The following is a 19,252-nucleotide window of genomic DNA, read 5'->3' as shown; positions in this document are numbered from 1 at the left end:
ACGGGCTAGGGATGACGCAACTGGAGGCGAGGTGACTGGGGACGGAGTGACTGGGGGGTTACGCGGCTGGGGCAGAGTGACTGGGGGCTGAGCGACTTGCATGCGTTGGTTTGCAGCCGGTCTATCCAGCATCGATCCCGTTTGCTGCACCCCGCCCGTCGCCGCTGAGCCTAACCTGAAATGTTGTAATTCCTTATGCAACATTTGGGCTCTACCGCCTAATCCACATAAGGAACATTGCACGAAATACAACATTTCTTCTCTTTTTTACTCCCCTTCAACATAAAAACCGTCCGCTGCAGGAGCCCTGCGCAGACGGTTAGATTTAGGATGTGCTCTCAAAAATTTGCTATTGGGATCAATCCGTTGCTACCGTTGTGTTGATCGATGCAAACGCGAGTGGGCCAAAACCTTCCGAAGCCTCGCCGTGAGGCATATTGACCAGGAAGGCAAATCCCTGCCCGTCGATGTTCTTGACGATGTATTCCTGGGTCACGTCATCGCCCCGGGCGATCAGGAACAGCTCTGCATCTCGCATCGTTACGTAAACTTGGTCGCCGGACATCTGCTCAACTTTACCGATCTTAGACAACTCATTCTTTGTCGTCTTAGCCAGCTCCTCGACATCATAACCGGAAGGCAACTTAGTGATCACGACATGATATGCCGAGTCATAATTCATCATTAACTTGTTGGTTTTAGCATCAAAAGAGAAGATGTCGAACATATAGAATGCGTACCCGTCACCCTTCGCCAAAGTGGCGGTTCGCGTCTCCTTCGTCCCTTCCAGCTCGACTTCAAGCGATTTTTCAGCCGGCAACTCCACCGATGAACCGGAGCTCGTCGTTCCTTTAGCGGGAGCCACCTCCAGCTTCGTCAACACCAACTGTTTCAGCGTAGCATCGCCCTCTACTGCCCGTTCCACGTATTCAATAGAGACGGACGTCCCTTGCTCCAAGTTTTGCGCCATCGCGCTTAAGGTTTCATCCAATTGAAAAGCGGTTGGCGTCCCCTCCAGCTCAATCTCCGCCGAATGGTTGTCAATCAACCCGACGAATGTGCCATTCCCCTGCTTCGTTTCGCTTGCATCCTTATCCGGCGTATCGCTCGAAGGGTCCGTTTCGCCTCCGTTGTTGCCTGGCGCTGATGGATTCCCGTTCGCTTCACCGCCTGCATTTAGCCCAGGTTCAGAACCATTCCCGGTGCATGCTGTCAGCGATATGGCCAACAGGATCATGCTCAACCAACCCGCCGTTCTTTTCCATTTATCGTTCTTCAAGCTCATGTTTTGCAATATCAACACCCCCATATACACTGACGTTCAATCTTCAAAAAAGTTGCCACTGTAGGGCATTTTTGCAGCTTCCACATACCGGCAAGGAGTGCATAAAAAGGCGAGGCCCCCTTAGGTGCCCCGCCTTTCCTTATCCTTATCCTTATTCCACGTTACCGTTCCCCGGCTTCTTCTCTTATCCCCCGAGCCGCCAACAAGAACATCACGATCAATACGAAGGCGACCAGCGCCATAAACGGAATCGTAATAAATCCGAGCCAGCCTTGACCCAGGTAATCCACGTTGCACGGCACGCCTATTTTGCAGGGAAGGAGCTTGGCGAGCCCGGGGATTTTTTGCTCACTATAGTGGTAGATGGAGATCAAGCCGCCGATGACGCTTAACGGAAGCACATATGGAATGATCTGGCGGTCGTTCTTGTACGCCGCGATGCCCAGTAAAATGACCTGTGGGTACATAAATATCCGCTGAAACCAGCACAATCGGCACGGCTCATAATGCAGCACTTCGCTCAAATACAAGCTGCCCGCCGTCGCGACCAGCGCGACCAACCAGGCGAGGTAGATGCCGTAGTTTCTCAGAAACCCCCGCACTCCCCCATCCCTCCCTTTATAAGGTAGTTGAACAAGTTATCTTTCGATCACGAAGCAGTATCCAGTAGCTATTCGACGTCGAATCTTGAATTCACCCGGGCCTTCCGCCCACTCACGTAGCCTCCAGCTACGCTCCGCTACTTTCGTCCCTAGCTTCATTCAACCTTCGCCCACTATTCCTCTGCAGACAATTCGTTATCGAGCGTCTTCTTCAGCGCCTCGTAATCGCCAAGATTGCCGGCATATTCCACGCCATTAATGAAGAACGTCGGCGTACTGTTAACACCGAGCTTGTCCCCGCGGGACAAATGCGCTTCGATCTCTTCTTGGTACGTTGCCTCCGCGATATCCTTCTGCAGCAGATCGTAATCGATCGGCAAATCCAATTCCTTAGCCAGATTCACGAGAAACTCGGGGGAAGCCCAACCGCTGTTTTCCGCTCCTTGGCGTTCATAAATCGCATCGAAATAAGTCCAGAACGCTTCGTTGCTTTGATGATACACCGATTGCGCGGCCAGAGCGGCCGTAAACGAATCGGAACCGATAAACGGCAGATTCATGAAATAAAAGGCGACTTTGCCTTGATCTATATAATCCTTCACCAAATCCGGCTTGATCAGTTCATTCACATGTTTACACGACGGACATTGATAGTCCCCGAACTCCAGCACCTTCACCGGTGCGTCGGCTTGTCCCAGCACAGGAAGCGCGGCGTAATCAAATTCGGCCGCCTTGGGTTTCGGCTGAATGGTCAGCACAACGATAATCAGGACGAGAAGCAGTCCCACTGTCGAGAACCAAATCAGGCGTCTTCTCTTCATTTGCTGCTGCTGTTTTTGTTGTTCGGCTTTGCGCTTGGCCAAAGCGTTTGTTGTCGTTTTCGGCGGCATGCGACCCCTACTTTCCTATTAGATTAATAGATTCAAGATTCTTCTTATCCTGCAACCATTTTAGTTACATTAGCAGGATTCGTCAAGCTGGGGGCTCCACACGAAAAAGGCCGTCCCAAACGCCCCAAGGCGTCCGGAACAGCCCTTCATCCAAGATCCATCCGGCGATGCTGTCGATTATTCCGCAGCAGCTTCGTCCGAGCCAACCGTGCCAGCCGGCTCCCCGTCGGCCGCGGCATCCAGGGCCAGATCCGTATCCGCCACCCGCGGAAGCACGATCGATGCCAGCAGTTCCTCCGGCTGAGCGTGCATCGTCACCCCTGCCGGCATCTTAACGTCTCCGGCCATCAGCTTGTCCCCCGCGTCCAGCGAGGTAATGTCTATGTCCAGGGATGCCGGCAAAACATCTGGTAAGCCCTCCACTTCCAACTCCGTTGCCTGAATCTGCAGAACGCCGCCAACCTGGGTTCCTGCAGCCGTACCGGTATAGTGCAGCGGGATTTTAACGCGGATCGGCTTATTTTTGGATACTTGCTGAAAATCGACGTGCAGGATCCTCCCTTGCTGCTGTTGAACTTCTTTAATCAGCGCCGGAATCGTTTGACCCCCTTCGACCTTCAGGTCAAAAAATTCCGATCTTCCCGTACGCACGACCTTCACAAGCTCCTTCACATCCACATGAACCGCGAGGTTCCCGGACTCCGCTCCGTATACGACCGCAGGAACGCGTCCCTGTTGTCTCAGCTGTCGCAGCGTGGAACGGTGGAATTCCGTTCTTGGCGTGGCGTTCAGTTGAAACGAGTGATGGTTCGTACTCATCTTGCAACAACCTCCTTGAAATTGTGCCGGTTTTGGCGATTGGCGAAAGACGCCATACCCGTATATTACCCATTTTTGCCGCCAACCTAATCAGAAAAAGCCCATTTCCCGAAATGACTTTACATAGAGTTATAATTTTTACATAGATTTTACAAAAGCATGCATTTCAAAACCTTGCAACATAGTAAAATAGAAAGATAAATGAAAGAAAAAATAGGCGGAGGTCTGACATCCATGGCGGATATGGTTATGAAAAAACAAGGACCGCGATATTTGAACCGCGATCTCAGCTGGGTGGAATTTAATCGCCGTGTGCTGCAGGAAGCCAAGGATTCCGGCACGCCTTTGCTGGAGAGGGCCAAATTCCTGTCCATCGTCTCAAGCAATTTGGACGAATTCATGAGCGTACGCGTCGCCGGCATCCAGGATCAAATCCGTGCCGGTTATACCAAGAAGGATTTCACCGGCTACACTCCGGCCGGATTATACCGAAGATTAATCCTCCGAATTTCGGCCATGATCGCCGAACAATACCGGACTTACCGGGAGCTCTCGAGACTGCTCGCCAAGGAGGGCATCCAGTTTCTGAAATACGACGAGCTGAACGGCGCACAGCGCAAATCGATGGAGACCTACTATCATGACATCGTCTTCCCGGTGCTGACGCCCATGGCCGTAGACCAAAGTCGTCCGTTTCCCCTCGTGCATACCGGGTTCGTATACTTGGCAGTCGTGTTGGAACGGAACGGCGCAGTGCAAACGGAAGAAGAGAAGGAATCCTATTTCGCGATCGTGCAAATCCCATCGAACCTATCCCGGATCATCCCGCTGCCGCATCATTCCAACAGCAAGAAACAGTCTTTTATCCTAATTGAGGAACTGATCCGTCATAATATACAAACGTTGTTCAGCGGATATACGCCGCTTGCCGTCGATGAGTTCCGGCTGACACGCAACGCCGATCTGGCTTTCGACGAAGAAGGCGCCGAGGATTTGCTGGAGGAGATAGAGAAAGAACTGCGTAAGCGGCGTTGGGGAGCGCCGGTCCGCCTGGAAATACAAAGGGGCATCCACCCTTACGCGCTCGAGGTGCTCAAAGAAGAATTTGAAATTACCGACGCGGTCTTCGAGATCGAAGGTCCCCTTGATCTCGGTTTTCTCGGCCGGCTCCCGGGCTCGGTCAAAGGGTATTCCCGGCTGCGCTTCCCGCAAGTAGATCCCGTGTATCCGCGGGAATTCGATGAGAATGACGATTTTTTCGAGGTATTGAAACAGAAGGATGTACTGGTATACCACCCGTACGAGAGCTTCGACGCGGTGACCGATTTCATCGATCAAGCCGCGGAAGATCCGGCGGTCATGGCGATCAAGATGACGTTATACCGTGTCAGCGGCAACTCTCCGCTGATCCGAGCACTAGCGCAGGCCGCGGAATCAGGCAAACAGGTTACGGTTGTCGTTGAGCTAAAAGCCCGGTTTGACGAGGAGCGGAACATCGCTTGGGCGCGGACGCTGGAAAAAGCCGGCTGCCACGTCGTCTACGGCCTAATTGGGCTAAAAACCCATGCCAAGATCCTGCTTGTCGTTCGCCAGGAAGGTCGCGACTTAAAGCGTTATGTCCATGTGGGCACCGGCAACTACAACGACATCACCGCCCGGCTTTACACCGATATCGGATTGTTTACGACCGATTCTGCAATCGGCGAGGATGCCTCTCAGCTGTTTAATCTCATTACGGGCTACTCGGAAGCCGAGCAATGGCAGGCGTTGACGGTTGCGCCAACCGTCATGAAGGACAAGCTGTTCGAGCTGATCCAGCGGGAAGCCGAGCATGCCGCCGCTGGCCGCCCGGCGCGGATTATCGCCAAGATGAACTCCTTATCCAACCAGGAGATGATCGACGAATTATACGAGGCCTCCGAAGCGGGCGTTCACATCGATCTGATCGTTCGCGGCGTCTGCTGTTTGCGCCCCGGTGTTGAAGGCTTAAGCGAACGAATCACGGTGCGCAGCATCGTCGACCGCTTCCTGGAGCATTCCCGCATCTATTATTTTGAGAACGGCGGGAACCCCGAGGTCTGGTTGTCCAGCGCCGATTGGATGACGCGCAACCTGACACGCCGACTGGAGCTGATGTGTCCTGTCATCAAACCGCAAACCCGGGAGACGCTGGTGCGCATTCTTATGCTGTCGCTGGCCGATAATGTGAAAGCAAAACGCTTGGTGCCAAACGGAAAATACGAACCCATCCTCGGCGGTTCTCAGGCAGTTCCCTGCCGGAGCCAATTCGCCGCCCGAGAGATCAGTGCATGGAAATTGCACGAATCTCCCACTCTAATCTAAGGTCCCACGCTTTCTTGAAGCTCTTGGCCGCAGCCTCCAGCTGCCTGATTTCCAGGTAAGCTTGGCTGCGGCACGTCAGCTTCAATAACACCGCCTCCTCTTCCCAAACCGTCGCTACTGCTTCTACCGTCTGCGTCTCACTGGCGTCGAGGGCGATCGCTACCTCCAACAAGGCTCCGAGTTTCTGAATCAACTCATCATCCTTTTCCTGCAGCAGATCACCATACTCCTCGAAACCTGTTTTCTTCCCGTGATTCGCCGGATAATCCGCGATCAGGCTGCACAGTACGGCTTCCCGATGGGTCAAAGCTCCCAGCGGCGCTTGCAACAGCCAATATAACGTATGCTTGTCGTATTGGTGGTAACGGATCGAGCCCCCGATTTTATACAACATAGCTGTCGTTTGAATCAGCTTGATCGGGCCTCTGTCATTCAACTCCTTCTCCAGTAACTGATACAACTGCTCGGCGTACCGACGAACCTGACGATAATGAGCAATGGGGGACAGCGCATGAAAGGCGAGTAGCGTACCGGTTTGCCATTCCAGCACTTCTTGAGCGGCAGGCACACCTAGACCCAACGTATCCTGCAGCAATCCTTCGCGCAGCCCCGAGCCGCTGACCAGGCAATGCGCCGCTCCAATGCGATCGAAGACCGCCTTCAAAATGATTATCCCCGGTACAATGATGTCGGCACGGGACTTGGACAACCCGTCGATTCGTTTGCGTTTATCCAGCGGCAACTCAGGCAGAGTTTCCGCATAATGACGGAGACTCTCCGGCTCCAGCAGATAGTGATGGGCCAAACGGAGCGGGTACTTGCGGCGCCGTTGATCCAGCTTGCCCAACGTCCGAATCGTTCCCCCCAGCCCGATAAGCGGAAATCCCGGATGGGCCCCGATCCAAGGCAAACCGTCCAGCATCCTTTCAACTTCCGCCTGAAGATCGGCGATCTGCTCGGGCGGCCAGGGCTCCTCCGACACTCCAAATCTCACTTGGGCGTTGACCGCGCCGATCGGTAAAGAAACGCTCTCTACCAGCTTTCGGCCACGAAACAAAGTGATTTCCGTGCTTCCGCCCCCAATATCAATAATGAATCCGTCCTCGGTCGCCATTCCGCCGGCCACAGCGATAAATCCGAAATAAGCTTCCTGTTCGCCGGATAGGATTTCTACCGGCAGACCGGTTTCTTGCTCCAGGAGCTTGCCGATTTCCTGTGCATTTGCCGCGTTCCGGATGGCCGCCGTTGCCGCCACCCGGATGGCATGACAGCCATATGCTCTGCACACCTCATGAAATTGGCGCAGGATCGGAACGATCGAATGGATTTCCTTTGTTGCCATAGCCCCATTCGCATTCATTTTTTCACTTAACCGGGCGGATTCCTTCAATTCGTTAATCAAACGGTAGTACCCTTGCGGGGCCGTTTCATAGATGGCCAAACGAATGGAGTTTGACCCAATGTCGATGATTCCAACGTTCTCATGGTTATTTGGCATACGAACTTTAGCTCCCGTAATGTATAGAAATTGTGGTTCCTCGGCCTAACAGTTTTACCTCACTTTATCCCAAAATCGGGCAAAAATAAACCTTACACCTAAAAAAAAGCCAGCGCCCTGAAGGCGCCGGCCTATGAAGAAACCCGCATTTTCGGTTGGAAAAGATCTCGTATCGTTACTCGCCGATGGCGTGAACCAGTTCGACGACCTGTGCAGCGGTCTGCATTTGCAGCGCCTTGGCTGCCAGCTGTTCCATATCCGCTTTAGACAACTTGGAAATCTGCGAACGAGCCGGTAGAATCGAAGTTGCGCTCATGCTAAATTCGTCCAGACCCAATCCCAGCAGCAGCGGAATCGCCGTTTCATCGCCGGCCATCTCGCCGCACATTCCAGCCCATTTGCCTTCTTTATGGGCGGCATCAATGACCATTTTGACCAGCCGCAAAATCGCTGGGTTATAAGGTTGGTACAAATAGGAAACGCGTTCATTCATACGATCGGCCGCCATTGTATATTGAATAAGGTCGTTGGTTCCAATACTGAAGAAGTCCACTTCTTTGGCAAACTGATCGGCCAATACGGCCGTCGAAGGAATCTCCACCATTATTCCGAGCTGGATCTCATCGGATACCTGGACGCCTTCGGCTTTCAGCTTCTCCTTTTCTTCCATTAGCAACGCCTTGGCTGCTCGGAATTCATCCAGCGTTGCGATCATCGGGAACATGATTCGAAGCGATCCGTAGACGCTGGCCCGAAGCAAAGCGCGTAGCTGCGTGCGGAACAGGTCCTTCTGCTCCAGGCATAGACGGATGGCGCGGAAGCCCAGGAACGGGTTCATTTCCTTCGGCAGATTGAGATAAGGCAATTCCTTGTCTCCGCCGATATCCAATGTCCGTACGACGACCGGCTTGCCTTCCATCTTTTCCAGCACGGTCTTATAGGCATTGAATTGGATCTCCTCCGAAGGCAACTCGGTGCGTCCCATGTACAGGAACTCTGTCCGATACAAGCCTACCCCTTCTCCGCCGTTCTCCATGACGCCGACAACGTCGTTAGGCGTGCCAATGTTAGCTGCAAGCTCCACGTGGACGCCGTCCTTCGACGTCGTTTGGACCTCGCGCAGCTTCTTCCACTCTTCGATTTGCTTCAGGTGCTTATCGCGTTTTGCCATATATTCGTTCAGAACGTCCTCGGTCGGATTGATGATGACGCTGCCGTCCAATCCGTCGACGATCACCAGATCGCCCCCGTTCACCTTGTCCAACACCTCTTTAGTGCCGACGACCGCAGGGATTTCCAGCGAGCGGGCCATAATCGCCGAGTGCGACGTGCGACCGCCGATATTCGTCGTAAAGCCCTTCACGTAATTGCGATTGAGCTGCGCCGTATCCGACGGCGTCAAATCCTCCGCAATCACGATCACTTCCTCGCTGATATCTGCCGGATTGACATAGCTCAAACCGAGCAAATGCGTGAGCACACGCTTGGTTACATCCCGCATATCCGCAGCGCGTTCCTTAAGGTAGGCGCTTTTCATATTTTCAAACATCGCAATAAATTCGCTTGCTGTTTCATTTAACGCAAATGCTGCGCTAACCTTGTCAGATGCAATCTTATCGCGAACCGGGGTTAGCAGCTCGGGATCGTTCAGAATCAACAAATGAGATTCGAAAATCTCCGCTTTCTTCTCGCCAAGCTCTTGAAGCGTGCGCTCTTTGATCGCCTCAAGCTCCTGCTGAGATTTGGCCAAAGCATCGTCCAGGTGTGCCAGCTCCGCTGCGGAATCGGAAGCATCCCGCTGATGGATCGTATAATCGGGATGCTCCAATTTGAAGGCTTTGGCGATGGCCACGCCGGCCGAAGCGGCAATGCCATCAATCTTAAGCATTCACTTCCCCCAGCCCTTCGTTAACCATCACTTCAGTGAGCGCTTGAAGTGCTTCTGCGGCCTCTTCGCCTTCGACAATCAGCTTCAGCGAATCGCCTTGCTCCAGACCCAGGGACAGAACGCCAAGAATCGATTTCAACGTTACTTTCTTGCCGCCCGCTTCAGCGAAGGATTCGGCTCCCTTGAATTTGTTTGCTGTATTGACCAGGGCCGTTGCCGGGCGTGCATGAATTCCGTCTTCATCCGTAATTTTAAACATTTTTTCCATGATTGATCCTCTCGCTTTCTGATTTATGAATTTTTGAGAATAGATATAAGATACGCTCCCTAACACATTGTAAGGGATCGCGATAACCAAAGCCAAATGCCCGCCGCCGACTCAGCGGCGGGTTCTGATGATTTACTTGATCGTAACGATATCAGTTTCGCCTTTCGGCAGTTTGCCGGTCTTATGCAGCGTCACGGACGCGCCTTCCGGAAGGTTCGAGAAGACGATTGGCGAAATGATCGAAGGTGCGTGTTCCTTCACATAATCTAGATCCACTTCCAGAATCGGCTGTCCTGCGGCAACCAGATCGCCTTCCTGGACCAGCACATTGAAGCCTTGGCCTTTCAGTTTGACGGTGTTCACGCCAATATGCACGAGCACTTCCTTGCCCCCATCCGACATAATGCCGATGGCATGCTTGCTCGGGAAGACGTTAAATACTTTACCGTAAACCGGAGAGCAGATCACGCCGTCATGCGGCAGAATCGCGAACCCGTCGCCGGTCATTTTTTCCGAGAACACGGGATCAGGAACGTTGGAAATATCCATCAGCTCGCCGTTCACCGGCATCACGATATCCTCTTTGATAATCGCGTCGCCGTCTTGGGCCGCTTGCTGCTCGACCTCGGCAGGTTTAATCTCTTCCGTCTTGACGGCAACCCGCGGGGTCTTCCCGCTCATAATGTCAGCGATTTGCGATTTGATCGTGTCAGAACGCGTTCCAAAGATCGCTTGAACGTTGTTGCCAACCTCCAGCACGCCGGAGGCGCCCAGCTTCTTGAGCCGGTCTTTGCTCACATTCCCTTTGTCCTTCACTTCAACCCGCAGACGGGTGATGCAGGCATCGAGGTGAACGATGTTCTCTTGTCCGCCCAAGGCTGACAAGATATTCTGCGGCAGTTCGTCCTGTTTAACTGCGCCTCCCGCTTTCACTTCGTCCCCTTCAACCTCCGGATCTTCGCGGCCCGGTGTCTTCAGATTGAACTTACGGATAACGTAACGGAAACCGAAGTAGTAAATCACGGCTAGAATCAAACCGACGATGATAACGTTCCACCAAGGCGTCCGGTTTGGAATCACCCCGAAGATCAGATAGTCGATCAAACCGCCGGAGAAGGTCATCCCAATTTTCGTCCCAAGGATATGCATCGTCATGAAAGACAAACCGGCAAAAATCGTATGCACCGCAAACAATACCGGTGCGACGAACAAGAACGAGAACTCCAGTGGTTCCGTAATCCCCGTCAAGAAGGAGGTCAAGGCTGCCGAACCCATGATCCCAGCCACGTATTTCTTGTGCTCAGGCCGAGCTTCGTGGTAAATCGCCAGCGCTGCGGCAGGCAAGCCGAACATCATGAACGGGAATTTACCGGTCATAAAGGTACCGGCCGTAAATGGCACACCGTCACGCAACTGAGCCATGAAGATTGATTGGTCCCCGCGAACGAGTTGACCGGCGTTATTGACGTATTCACCGAATTCGAACCAGAACGGCGAATAGAAAATATGGTGCAAACCAAACGGAATCAATGCCCGTTCTACCACCCCGAAAATAAACGCGGACAACGTCCGGTTCTGCTCCAACATGAAGTGAGAAGCAGAGTTGAGGCCCCCTTGAATTGGCGGCCAGATAACGACCATCAACAAGCCGAGAAGAAGCGAAGTTGCGGCCGTCATAATCGGCACGAATCGTTTCCCGGCGAAGAAACCGAGATATGATGGGAGCTCGATCCGGAAGAACCGGTTATACATGGCCGCAGCCAAGATCCCGACGATAATCCCGCCGAACACCCCGGTTGCAAGCGTTGGGATGCCGAGCACGTTCGCATAGGCCGGATCGGTTCCGATCATCGCAGGCGTGACCCCGATGACCGTGCCCATGGTCACGTTCATGACGAGGTAACCGATAATCGCAGCCAAACCGGCTACGCCTTCCCCGCCGGCCAAACCAACGGCGACACCTACGGCAAACAGCAAGGCCAGGTTCGAGAAGACAATTTGGCCTGCATTCATCATGACGGTGGCTACGGCGTGGACGCCATGATTATCCAGGGCGGGCACCAGATCCAGAAACTCCGGACTGACCAGCATATTCCCGATCCCGAGCAGCAAACCTGCCGCAGGAAGTAGAGCCACAGGGAGCATCAGCGCTTTCCCTACCCGTTGTAATACACCAAATAAACGCTTAAACATAAATAACCTCCTGTTATGACATCGTGTGACAAACAAAAACAGGCATAAGCCAATATAGGTCATTGGTTCTGTATCGTGATCGCTTACGGATATAATACCCCGTAACCGTCCAATACAATCCAAAAAAACCTTTATCAACTCATGCCTGATCGAATCAGTCACACATTGTGATCTATGAAGTTGTTGCCAATGCACTTAGGAATTATAGCAGGACTTTCTAGTTCGCGCAAGCCAGCTACTGAAGATTCGCCGGGGCCACCCGGTGCAAATGCATCGTCAAATAGCTGACTTCGGCCTGATAAACCGGCATCTTGAGCCGTTGTTCCATCACTTTGGTCAATTTGTAAGCAAGCGAATACAAGGTTGGATACTCCTGCTTCAGCAGCATTTCCAGCTTGTCGACTTCGCTAACCTGCTCGCCGCGTCGAATCCGTTCGATCGCAAACCGCAAATGGGTCAGCAAACGGGAATAATCCAGCGAGTTGCGGAGGATCGTAAAGCGAAGCTCCGTCTCGATAATGCCAACCAGGTCAGCGATTAACTGAGCATGTCCCCTTACCTCGCTGATATGTCGGTTGGTCATGGCGCTGTTAATGTGGAGCGCAACGAAGCCAATTTCATCCTCGCCGAGATCGACACCCAACCGCTCCTTGATGAGTCGAATCGCGTATTCCGCCAGTTCGAATTCCACCGGATAGATCTCCTTCGTCTCGAACAAAAACGGGTTATGAAAAGCGATATCCTGCTCCGCTCGCTTAATCGCAAACGCCAAGTGATCGGTTAAGGCGATATGGATATGCTCGTTCAGCTCGGTTTGCGTCTTCTGGGAAATGTACATGATAATTTCGCCGATAATTTCGATCAATTGTTCGTCCACCTGGGGTACGAGCTGCTTGTATTGCTCTTGTTCCTGCTGATTCGTGAGGATAAACATTTTCTCAACGGCTTCAAGCAGGATCGAGTCCCCCGTTTTTCGGTTAAATCCGATGCCTTTGCCGATCACAACGACCTCGCCACGCTCCGGGTGATTCGCGATAATGACATTGTTATTCAACACTTTAGAAACGCGCAGGCTGTTCACAACATAAGCACCTCTTTTTCTCCTATTGTCCGAAAACGGTTAAGCCCATTATAAAGGATTTTCCGGGCCCCGTCAGCCAATTCCCAGGCATTTCAAAGGCGTCCTCGCCCAATGACCGGGCGGGACGCCGATTCGCGATTGATCCTATGACAAATTACACGGATTGATGGCGGTTGTCAAGCCGGACGAAAGGCCTTACTTCCGGTCTTGCTCCGTTTCTTTCGAGGCGGCCGTCTCCAAAGCAACGGGCTCCGACGCCTTCACAGAAGCCGTAGACTTCACAGAAGCAACCTCAACCGCCGGTGGCGTGGCGACGATCTTGCCTTTAGTCAAGCCTTGAATTAACCGATCCAGTTCGATCCCCGAGACGCTCTTCAACATATCAGGCGCAGTAGCCATGAGTTCGGTGACGTAGTTGCTGACACGGGCAGCCCCCTCGCCTTTGCCGGTATCGACGACAGTTAACTTGTCGATCGAAGACAATGGAGCAGCGATTTTGCCTGCGAGCTCCGGCAGCATCTTCGTCACGATATCGAGGATCGCGGCCTCGCCGAATTTCTGGAACGCTTCGGCCAGTTTCTCCTTCGCTTCGGCCTCAGCCAAGCCGCGCAGTCGTATGATCTCGGCATCCGCGGTCCCTTTGGCCCGTTCCGCATCCGCGATCGCTAAACCCTCCAGACGCTTCTGTTCGGCGGAAGCTTTTGCTTGCGTCTCGATCGAGTATTGCAGCGCGTCGGCCTCCCGCATTTTCCGCGCCTTTTCAGCTTCAGCCGCCTGCTCGACCGCATAACGATCCGCATCGGCTTTCTTCTTCACTTCGGCGTCGTATTGTTTCTGGCGAACGGTGATCTCCTTATCCTGCAAATCGATCTCCCGCTCCTTGCGCACCAGCTCGACCTTCATTTGCTCTTCCACCATCGTCTGCTTGGCCCGAGCTTCCTGAATGTGATAAGCCTGGTCAGCTTCAGCCTTGGCGGTATCCTGATCCTTCTTAAAGGAGGCGACCTTCAGCTCCTTCTCCTTCTCCGCTTCGGCGATGTTCGTATCACGCACCAGCTCGGCCTTCTGCCCGGCTTCTTCGGCCAGGGCCTTTTGGATCCGCGCATCCCGCTGGGCTTCCGCCTCAGCGATATCAGCGTCCCGCTTGACCGCAGCGATCCGCGGTTTACCGAGCGCCTCTAAGTAACCATGTTTGTCCCTAACATCCTTGATCGTGAACGAGACGATTTGCAGCCCCATTTTCTTCAGGTCGCGAGCCGCCACGCCTTGTACTTCCTGCGCGAACTTATCGCGGTTCCGGTACACTTCCTCGACGGTCATCGAACCCAAAATCGAACGCAAATGGCCTTCAAGCACTTCCTGTGCTTCGCCTTTGAGCGATTCGATCGGTTTGCCCATAAACTGCTCGGCCGCTGTTGCGACGTCCTCGATCGAGCTCCCCACCTTGATAATGGCCACTCCGTCAGCGGAAACCGGCACGCCTTGCTCGGTGTAAACCTCCGGTGTCATCACGTCCAGTTTGTGGGAGAGCAGCGACATGAATTCGGCTTTTTGGAATATCGGCCAGATAAACGCCCCGCCGCCGCGGACGATTTTGATTTTACGGCCGGATTGGTCATCGGATATGTTCTTGCCCCCTAGAAAAGAACCTGTGACGATCATCGCCTCGTCAGGGCTCACCGTCTTATATCGGGCCCAGAACGCCAGTCCGAGCACGATAATGACCGCAATCACGATGACGGGGATTAGCAGGAAATCCGGAATACTTTCGAACAATGACAACAGCTCCCTCTTCTTGTAATGGTGTTACATCGGGTGGGGATATAGCTCGGAAACTTGGACCGTTCCGTCCTTCGCCGTCTCGATGACGACAACGACGGTTCCGGCGGGAATTTCCTTCCGATCCCAGCTAGACGCAATATGAAGGGTGTTGCCGCCAACCAGCTTCACCATCACTTCGCCATACCCTTGTGCCGGGATAGGTACGGTCACCTCGCCGACTTTGCCGGGCAATTCGGATTCGGAAAATCCGGTGGAGTTTTCGCTGTTTTCCATCGGCCGAACATAAGCGAAATACACGGCGGCGGATAACAATACGGCGGCCACAATGGCGAGAACCACCACGCCGGCCCCTCCAAGTCCGGTGTACCGGTGCAGCAATATGCCGGCTCCGCCGAACGACGTAATCGCCGAAGCCGTGATAATCGGCTTGAGAAAATCCACGGACAGGAAATCGAACACGCCGTCCAGCCAGCTTCCGAGCAAGTCGCCAAGCAATGCGCTGATGACGGCAAACAAGGCACCGCCGACGAAACAACCCCAAAACAGCGCTTCCATCCTGTTCCTCCCTCTACCCAAAATATTGATGTACTCTACAAATACATACGTAATTTGGAGAAATATGTTTCGAAAAAGAAAAACCGGCTCGCAGCGCGATGCCGCGAAACCGGTAAGGGGGTGAGATTACAGTGATTACAGGGACATGCGATAAATTTCAAGCACGTCTTGTTTATCCAGCACAGCAAAATTACCGAACGAGCCGAAGCGAACCGCCTTCTCGGCCATGACTTCCAGCTGGCTATCGTCAATACTGTAATCGGCCAGACGGCTTGGAGCGCCGATCGAGTTCCAGAACGACCGCAACGCTTCAATGCCCTCGAGCGCGACAGCCTCGTCGCTCTTGCCCGTAGGATCCACGTGGAAGACGTGAGTCGCCAGACGCTTGAATCGAGCGATATCCTGCTTCAAGTTATACTTCATCCAGTTCGGGAACAGGATCGCCAGGCCTCCGCCGTGCGGAATATCGTAAACCGCCGACACGGCATGCTCGATGTTGTGGGTCGCCCAGTCCCCGGACAGGCCCATGTTCAGCACCCCGTTAAGCGCCATCGTGCCGCAGAGCAGAATCGTTTCCCGGAGGTCGTAGTTCTCCAAATCCGCAGCGAGCTTCGGCGCGGTCTCGATCACTGTCCGAAGCAAGGCTTCACAGAACTCGTCCTGCAACGGCGTGTTTGGCGTCGGATGGAAATAGTGCTCGAACACATGAGACATGATGTCGACCATGCCATACACGGTTTGCTCCTTCGGCAGCGAAGCGGTGAACTGCGGATCAAGGATGGAGAACGCCGGATACGCCAGCTTACTGCCCCAGCCGAGCTTCTCCTTCGTCGTTTCGTTGGAAATCACGGAGTTGCCGTTCATTTCCGAGCCGGTTGCGGCCATCGTCAGCACGGTTCCGAGGGGCAGGGCCGCTTTCGGCACGGCTTTCCGTTCCGCGAAATCCCACATATCTCCGTCGTATTTAGCGCCTACGGCAATCGCCTTCGCGCAGTCCAGCACGCTGCCGCCGCCGACCGCGAGGACCAGCTCGATGCCGTTTGACTTGCACAGCTCGACCCCACGATGCACCGTAGACAGACGCGGGTTTGGTTCGACGCCCGCAAGCTCTGTCACCTCGGCGCCGATTTCCCGCAGAATGGCTGTCACTTGATCATACAGACCGCTGCGTTTGATGCTGCCGCCGCCGTAGACCAGCAGCACTTTATTGCCATAAGCCGGAACCTCGGTCCGCAACGACGCCAACTGGCCTTTACCGAAGATGAGCTTCGTCGGGTTATGAAATACGAAATGATCCATGCCAAAATCCTCCTAAATTCAGTTATGTAAAAGGGGTTCGCTACCTTAGCCTCTTCGTGCTCCCAAATTATTATACTTCCAACTGTAATGGAATAACAAACAGAAATAAGGCCGTCCCAAATCTCATCGATTGGGGACGGCCCTGTAAATAGCTGACCGGAACCTATGCTCTATTGTCTGCGGTAACCGATCGAAACGACAAAGCGTTCGAAGGCTTCGCGGCCTTCCGACGTTGCTTTGAATACGCCGGCATGTCCAAGGATTTCCGCGAACTTGCTGCCGACCTCGTCACGCAGCAGCGCTTCGGCGTCTTCGCGCGCCATCGATATGCCAACGCGTGCGACCAGTTCCTTCACCCAATCCGCATGCACGGCCAAACGGGCCGCCGGATCGGACACGGTCTCCTCATACAACGTCTTGTCCCCGCTCAGAATGTCGGCGACCCCCGCCAGTTCTTCTTTCAACCGGCCTGGCAGGATCGCTACCCCCATCACTTCGATCAGACCGATGTTCTCCTTCTTGATGTGGTGCATTTCGCGGTGCGGATGGAAGATCCCCTCGGGATGCTGTTCGTTCGTCCGGTTGTTCCGCAGGACGATATCGGCCTCGAAACCGCCATCTGCACTGCGACGGACGATTGGGGTCACCGTGTTATGAGGCACGGATTCCCCCTTCTCCTCGGAGAAGGCCAGGACATCGACTGAGGGATCGCTGTATTGCTTCCATTTCTCGTACAGATCGTCCGCCGCTTCCAGCACGGCCTCGCGGTCTTGACCGTTCACCCGCAGCACGGACATCGGCCATTTCACCATACCAACGGTCACGCCGGCGAAGTCCGAATGGGAGAAGGCGGCTTCCACCGGGGCTTTCTCCAACGGAAACGTATGTCGTCCCCCTTGGAAATGATCATGGGTCAGGATCGAACCGCCAACGATCGGCAGGTCCGCATTCGAGCCGATGAAATAATGCGGGAACAACGTCGTGAAATCAAGGAGACGCTTAAACGTATCGCGGGTCAACTTCATCGGCACGTGATCGTGGTGAAATACGATGCAATGTTCGTTGTAATACACATAAGGCGAGTATTGGAAAAACCACGGCTCCTCGTTTAAGGTCAGCGGAATGACGCGCAGGTTCTGACGGGCCGGATGATTGATCCGTCCCGCATAACCAACGTTCTCGCGACACAGCTGACATTTCGGGTACACCGGCGGCGGAAGCAGCTTGGCCATGGCGATTTCCTTCGGATTTTTCTCCGGTTTGGACAGGTTAATCGTGATTTCCATATCCCCGAACGAGGTAGGCTGTTCCCAATAGATGTTTTGGCGAACCCGGTCCATCCGGATGTAATTGCTGTCCACGGACAGCTTATAGAACGCGTCTGTTGCCGCGATGATTCCCTGCTCGGTTTCCGTTCTGCGGAAGGCCGCGATCGTTTCCGACGGGCGCGGCATCAGCAAGCCCATAATTTGAGCATCCAGCAAATCGCGGTAAGTAGCGGTATCTTCTGGTATCAGGCCGATCGAGACCCCGTAATCAATCAAAATTTCGAGCGGCTCCTGCGGACCGGTTAGCACCTCCTCCGTTACTGCACCGGCGAACGGCTCATCGAAAGAAAACAACTCCAGAAGGCGGTTGCGCGAGTAGTCCACGTCCCACCAATCGATTAAGCCCTGCTCCAGCGCATAATTCACCAATCGTTCGATGGCATGAAGCGTTTCTTGACGATTTCTCTCTTCTGCTCCCATCGCGTTACACTCCCTTAGTCGTTATAGCCGTTTGGATGGTTGTTATGCCACTGCCACGCGCTTTCGATGATGTTCGCCAATTGATTGCGGGTTGGATTCCAGCCCAGCACACGACGGGCTTTGGTCGAGGAAGCGATAAGCACCGCCGGATCCCCGGCGCGACGCGGACTGATGACGACCGGGAAGTCGTGGCCGGTAACGTCCTTCACGGTTTCGATCACTTCCTTAACCGAGAAGCCTTGCCCGTTGCCGAGGTTGAACACGTCGCTTTCTCCGCCGCCGAGCAAATGATTCACTGCGCGCAGATGGGCGTCGGCCAAATCGCTCACATGGATGTAGTCGCGGACGCAGGTACCGTCAGCCGTGTTGTAATCGTCGCCGAACACTTGAATCGACGGACGCTGTCCCAATGCCGCTTGAATAATCAGCGGGATCAGATGGCTTTCCGGGCGATGATCCTCGCCAATCTTGCCGCTTTCATGGGCCCCCGCCGCGTTGAAATAGCGGAGCGATACATATTTGATCCCGAGCACTTGATCAAACCAAGCCATCATCCGTTCCATGGTCAGCTTCGTTTCGCCATACACGTTCGTAGGCCGGGTCGGATCGGTTTCTTCGATCGGTACCTTTTCCGGTTCGCCGTAAGTGGCCGCCGTGGAAGAGAACACGATTTTACGTACATTCGCCTGATCCATGGCATCCAATAAACAAAGCGTTCCATACACGTTATTGTCGAAATACTTGACCGGGTCCTTCATGCTCTCCCCCACCAAGGAATTCGCGGCAAAATGAATCACCGCTTCGATCTCGTTCTCGGCAAACAGCTTGGCCATAAGCGCTTTATCGCGCAAATCCCCTTCATAAAGCTTGCCGCCGAGCAGCGCTTCGCGATGTCCGGTCTGCAGGTTGTCGATCACGACGACCTCTTTGCCTTGCTCTAGCAGCGCAGCTACCGTATGCGAGCCGATATAGCCGGCTCCCCCCGTTACCAATATCGCCAT

The 19,252-nt window shown here is 53.8% G+C and carries 15 protein-coding genes; 1 reads left to right on the top strand and 14 read right to left on the bottom strand.

Annotated features, from left to right (window positions below; all coding sequences use genetic code 11):
* Nucleotides 1–358 precede the first annotated feature (358 nt).
* The 4 genes from IM700_RS15445 to IM700_RS15430 all read right to left on the bottom strand — a co-directional run bounded on the left by IM700_RS15445 (nt 359) and on the right by IM700_RS15430 (nt 3,596).
* Nucleotides 359–1,294, bottom strand: coding sequence for a hypothetical protein (locus IM700_RS15445; protein WP_155605785.1), 936 nt, complete (start codon nt 1,292–1,294; stop codon nt 359–361).
* A 152-nt stretch (nt 1,295–1,446) separates the two neighbouring features.
* Nucleotides 1,447–1,887 (bottom strand): disulfide oxidoreductase, encoded by a 441-nt coding sequence (locus tag IM700_RS15440; protein ID WP_193416539.1) that lies wholly within the window; start codon nt 1,885–1,887, stop codon nt 1,447–1,449.
* A gap of 173 nt (nt 1,888–2,060) precedes the next feature.
* Nucleotides 2,061–2,777: a DsbA family protein gene (locus tag IM700_RS15435; RefSeq protein ID WP_193416540.1), complete on the bottom strand. Its 717-nt coding sequence runs from the start codon at nt 2,775–2,777 to the stop codon at nt 2,061–2,063.
* A 177-nt stretch (nt 2,778–2,954) separates the two neighbouring features.
* Nucleotides 2,955–3,596 (bottom strand): 50S ribosomal protein L25, encoded by a 642-nt coding sequence (locus IM700_RS15430; RefSeq protein ID WP_193416541.1) that lies wholly within the window; start codon nt 3,594–3,596, stop codon nt 2,955–2,957.
* A gap of 249 nt (nt 3,597–3,845) precedes the next feature.
* On the opposite strand from IM700_RS15430, the gene ppk1 reads away from it, so the two are divergent.
* Nucleotides 3,846–5,939 carry a polyphosphate kinase 1 gene (gene ppk1, locus IM700_RS15425; protein WP_239483935.1) on the top strand — a complete coding sequence of 698 codons (2,094 nt, stop codon included), beginning with the start codon at nt 3,846–3,848 and terminating at the stop codon, nt 5,937–5,939.
* On the opposite strand, the gene IM700_RS15420 is transcribed toward ppk1, so the two are convergent.
* The 10 genes from IM700_RS15420 to galE all read right to left on the bottom strand — a co-directional run bounded on the left by IM700_RS15420 (nt 5,899) and on the right by galE (nt 19,252).
* Nucleotides 5,899–7,437 (bottom strand): Ppx/GppA phosphatase family protein, encoded by a 1,539-nt coding sequence (locus IM700_RS15420; RefSeq protein WP_193416543.1) that lies wholly within the window; start codon nt 7,435–7,437, stop codon nt 5,899–5,901. The genes ppk1 and IM700_RS15420 overlap by 41 nt on opposite strands.
* 175 nt (nt 7,438–7,612) lie before the next feature.
* The gene (gene ptsP / locus IM700_RS15415; RefSeq protein WP_193416544.1) at nt 7,613–9,325 is read right to left on the bottom strand and encodes a phosphoenolpyruvate--protein phosphotransferase; all 1,713 of its coding nucleotides are present in this window, start codon (nt 9,323–9,325) and stop codon (nt 7,613–7,615) included.
* The gene (locus tag IM700_RS15410; RefSeq protein ID WP_155605791.1) at nt 9,318–9,593 is read right to left on the bottom strand and encodes an HPr family phosphocarrier protein; all 276 of its coding nucleotides are present in this window, start codon (nt 9,591–9,593) and stop codon (nt 9,318–9,320) included. Before IM700_RS15410 ends, ptsP begins: the two co-directional genes overlap by 8 nt.
* 132 nt (nt 9,594–9,725) lie before the next feature.
* On the bottom strand, nt 9,726–11,786 hold the full coding sequence (ptsG, locus tag IM700_RS15405) for a glucose-specific PTS transporter subunit IIBC (protein ID WP_193416545.1): 2,061 nt from the start codon (nt 11,784–11,786) through the stop codon (nt 9,726–9,728).
* A 235-nt stretch (nt 11,787–12,021) separates the two neighbouring features.
* Nucleotides 12,022–12,867 carry a glucose PTS transporter transcription antiterminator GlcT gene (glcT, locus tag IM700_RS15400; RefSeq protein ID WP_193416546.1) on the bottom strand — a complete coding sequence of 282 codons (846 nt, stop codon included), beginning with the start codon at nt 12,865–12,867 and terminating at the stop codon, nt 12,022–12,024.
* 195 nt (nt 12,868–13,062) lie between these two features.
* Complete coding sequence (locus tag IM700_RS15395; RefSeq protein ID WP_244868563.1) at nt 13,063–14,631, bottom strand: flotillin family protein; 1,569 nt, start codon at nt 14,629–14,631, stop codon at nt 13,063–13,065.
* Between the two features lie 42 nt (nt 14,632–14,673).
* Nucleotides 14,674–15,204, bottom strand: coding sequence for an NfeD family membrane protein (locus IM700_RS15390; RefSeq protein WP_193416547.1), 531 nt, complete (start codon nt 15,202–15,204; stop codon nt 14,674–14,676).
* Nucleotides 15,205–15,339: 135 nt separating this feature from the next.
* Nucleotides 15,340–16,503: an iron-containing alcohol dehydrogenase gene (locus IM700_RS15385; RefSeq protein WP_193416548.1), complete on the bottom strand. Its 1,164-nt coding sequence runs from the start codon at nt 16,501–16,503 to the stop codon at nt 15,340–15,342.
* Between the two features lie 170 nt (nt 16,504–16,673).
* Nucleotides 16,674–18,251: a UDP-glucose--hexose-1-phosphate uridylyltransferase gene (locus IM700_RS15380; protein WP_193416549.1), complete on the bottom strand. Its 1,578-nt coding sequence runs from the start codon at nt 18,249–18,251 to the stop codon at nt 16,674–16,676.
* 14 nt (nt 18,252–18,265) lie between these two features.
* Nucleotides 18,266–19,252, bottom strand: coding sequence for a UDP-glucose 4-epimerase GalE (gene galE / locus IM700_RS15375; protein ID WP_193416550.1), 987 nt, complete (start codon nt 19,250–19,252; stop codon nt 18,266–18,268).

It is taken from the genome of Paenibacillus rhizolycopersici, assembly GCF_014947195.2.
GTDB lineage: Bacteria > Bacillota > Bacilli > Paenibacillales > Paenibacillaceae > Fontibacillus > Fontibacillus rhizolycopersici.
This window is presented reverse-complemented; position numbering and strand designations above follow the sequence as displayed.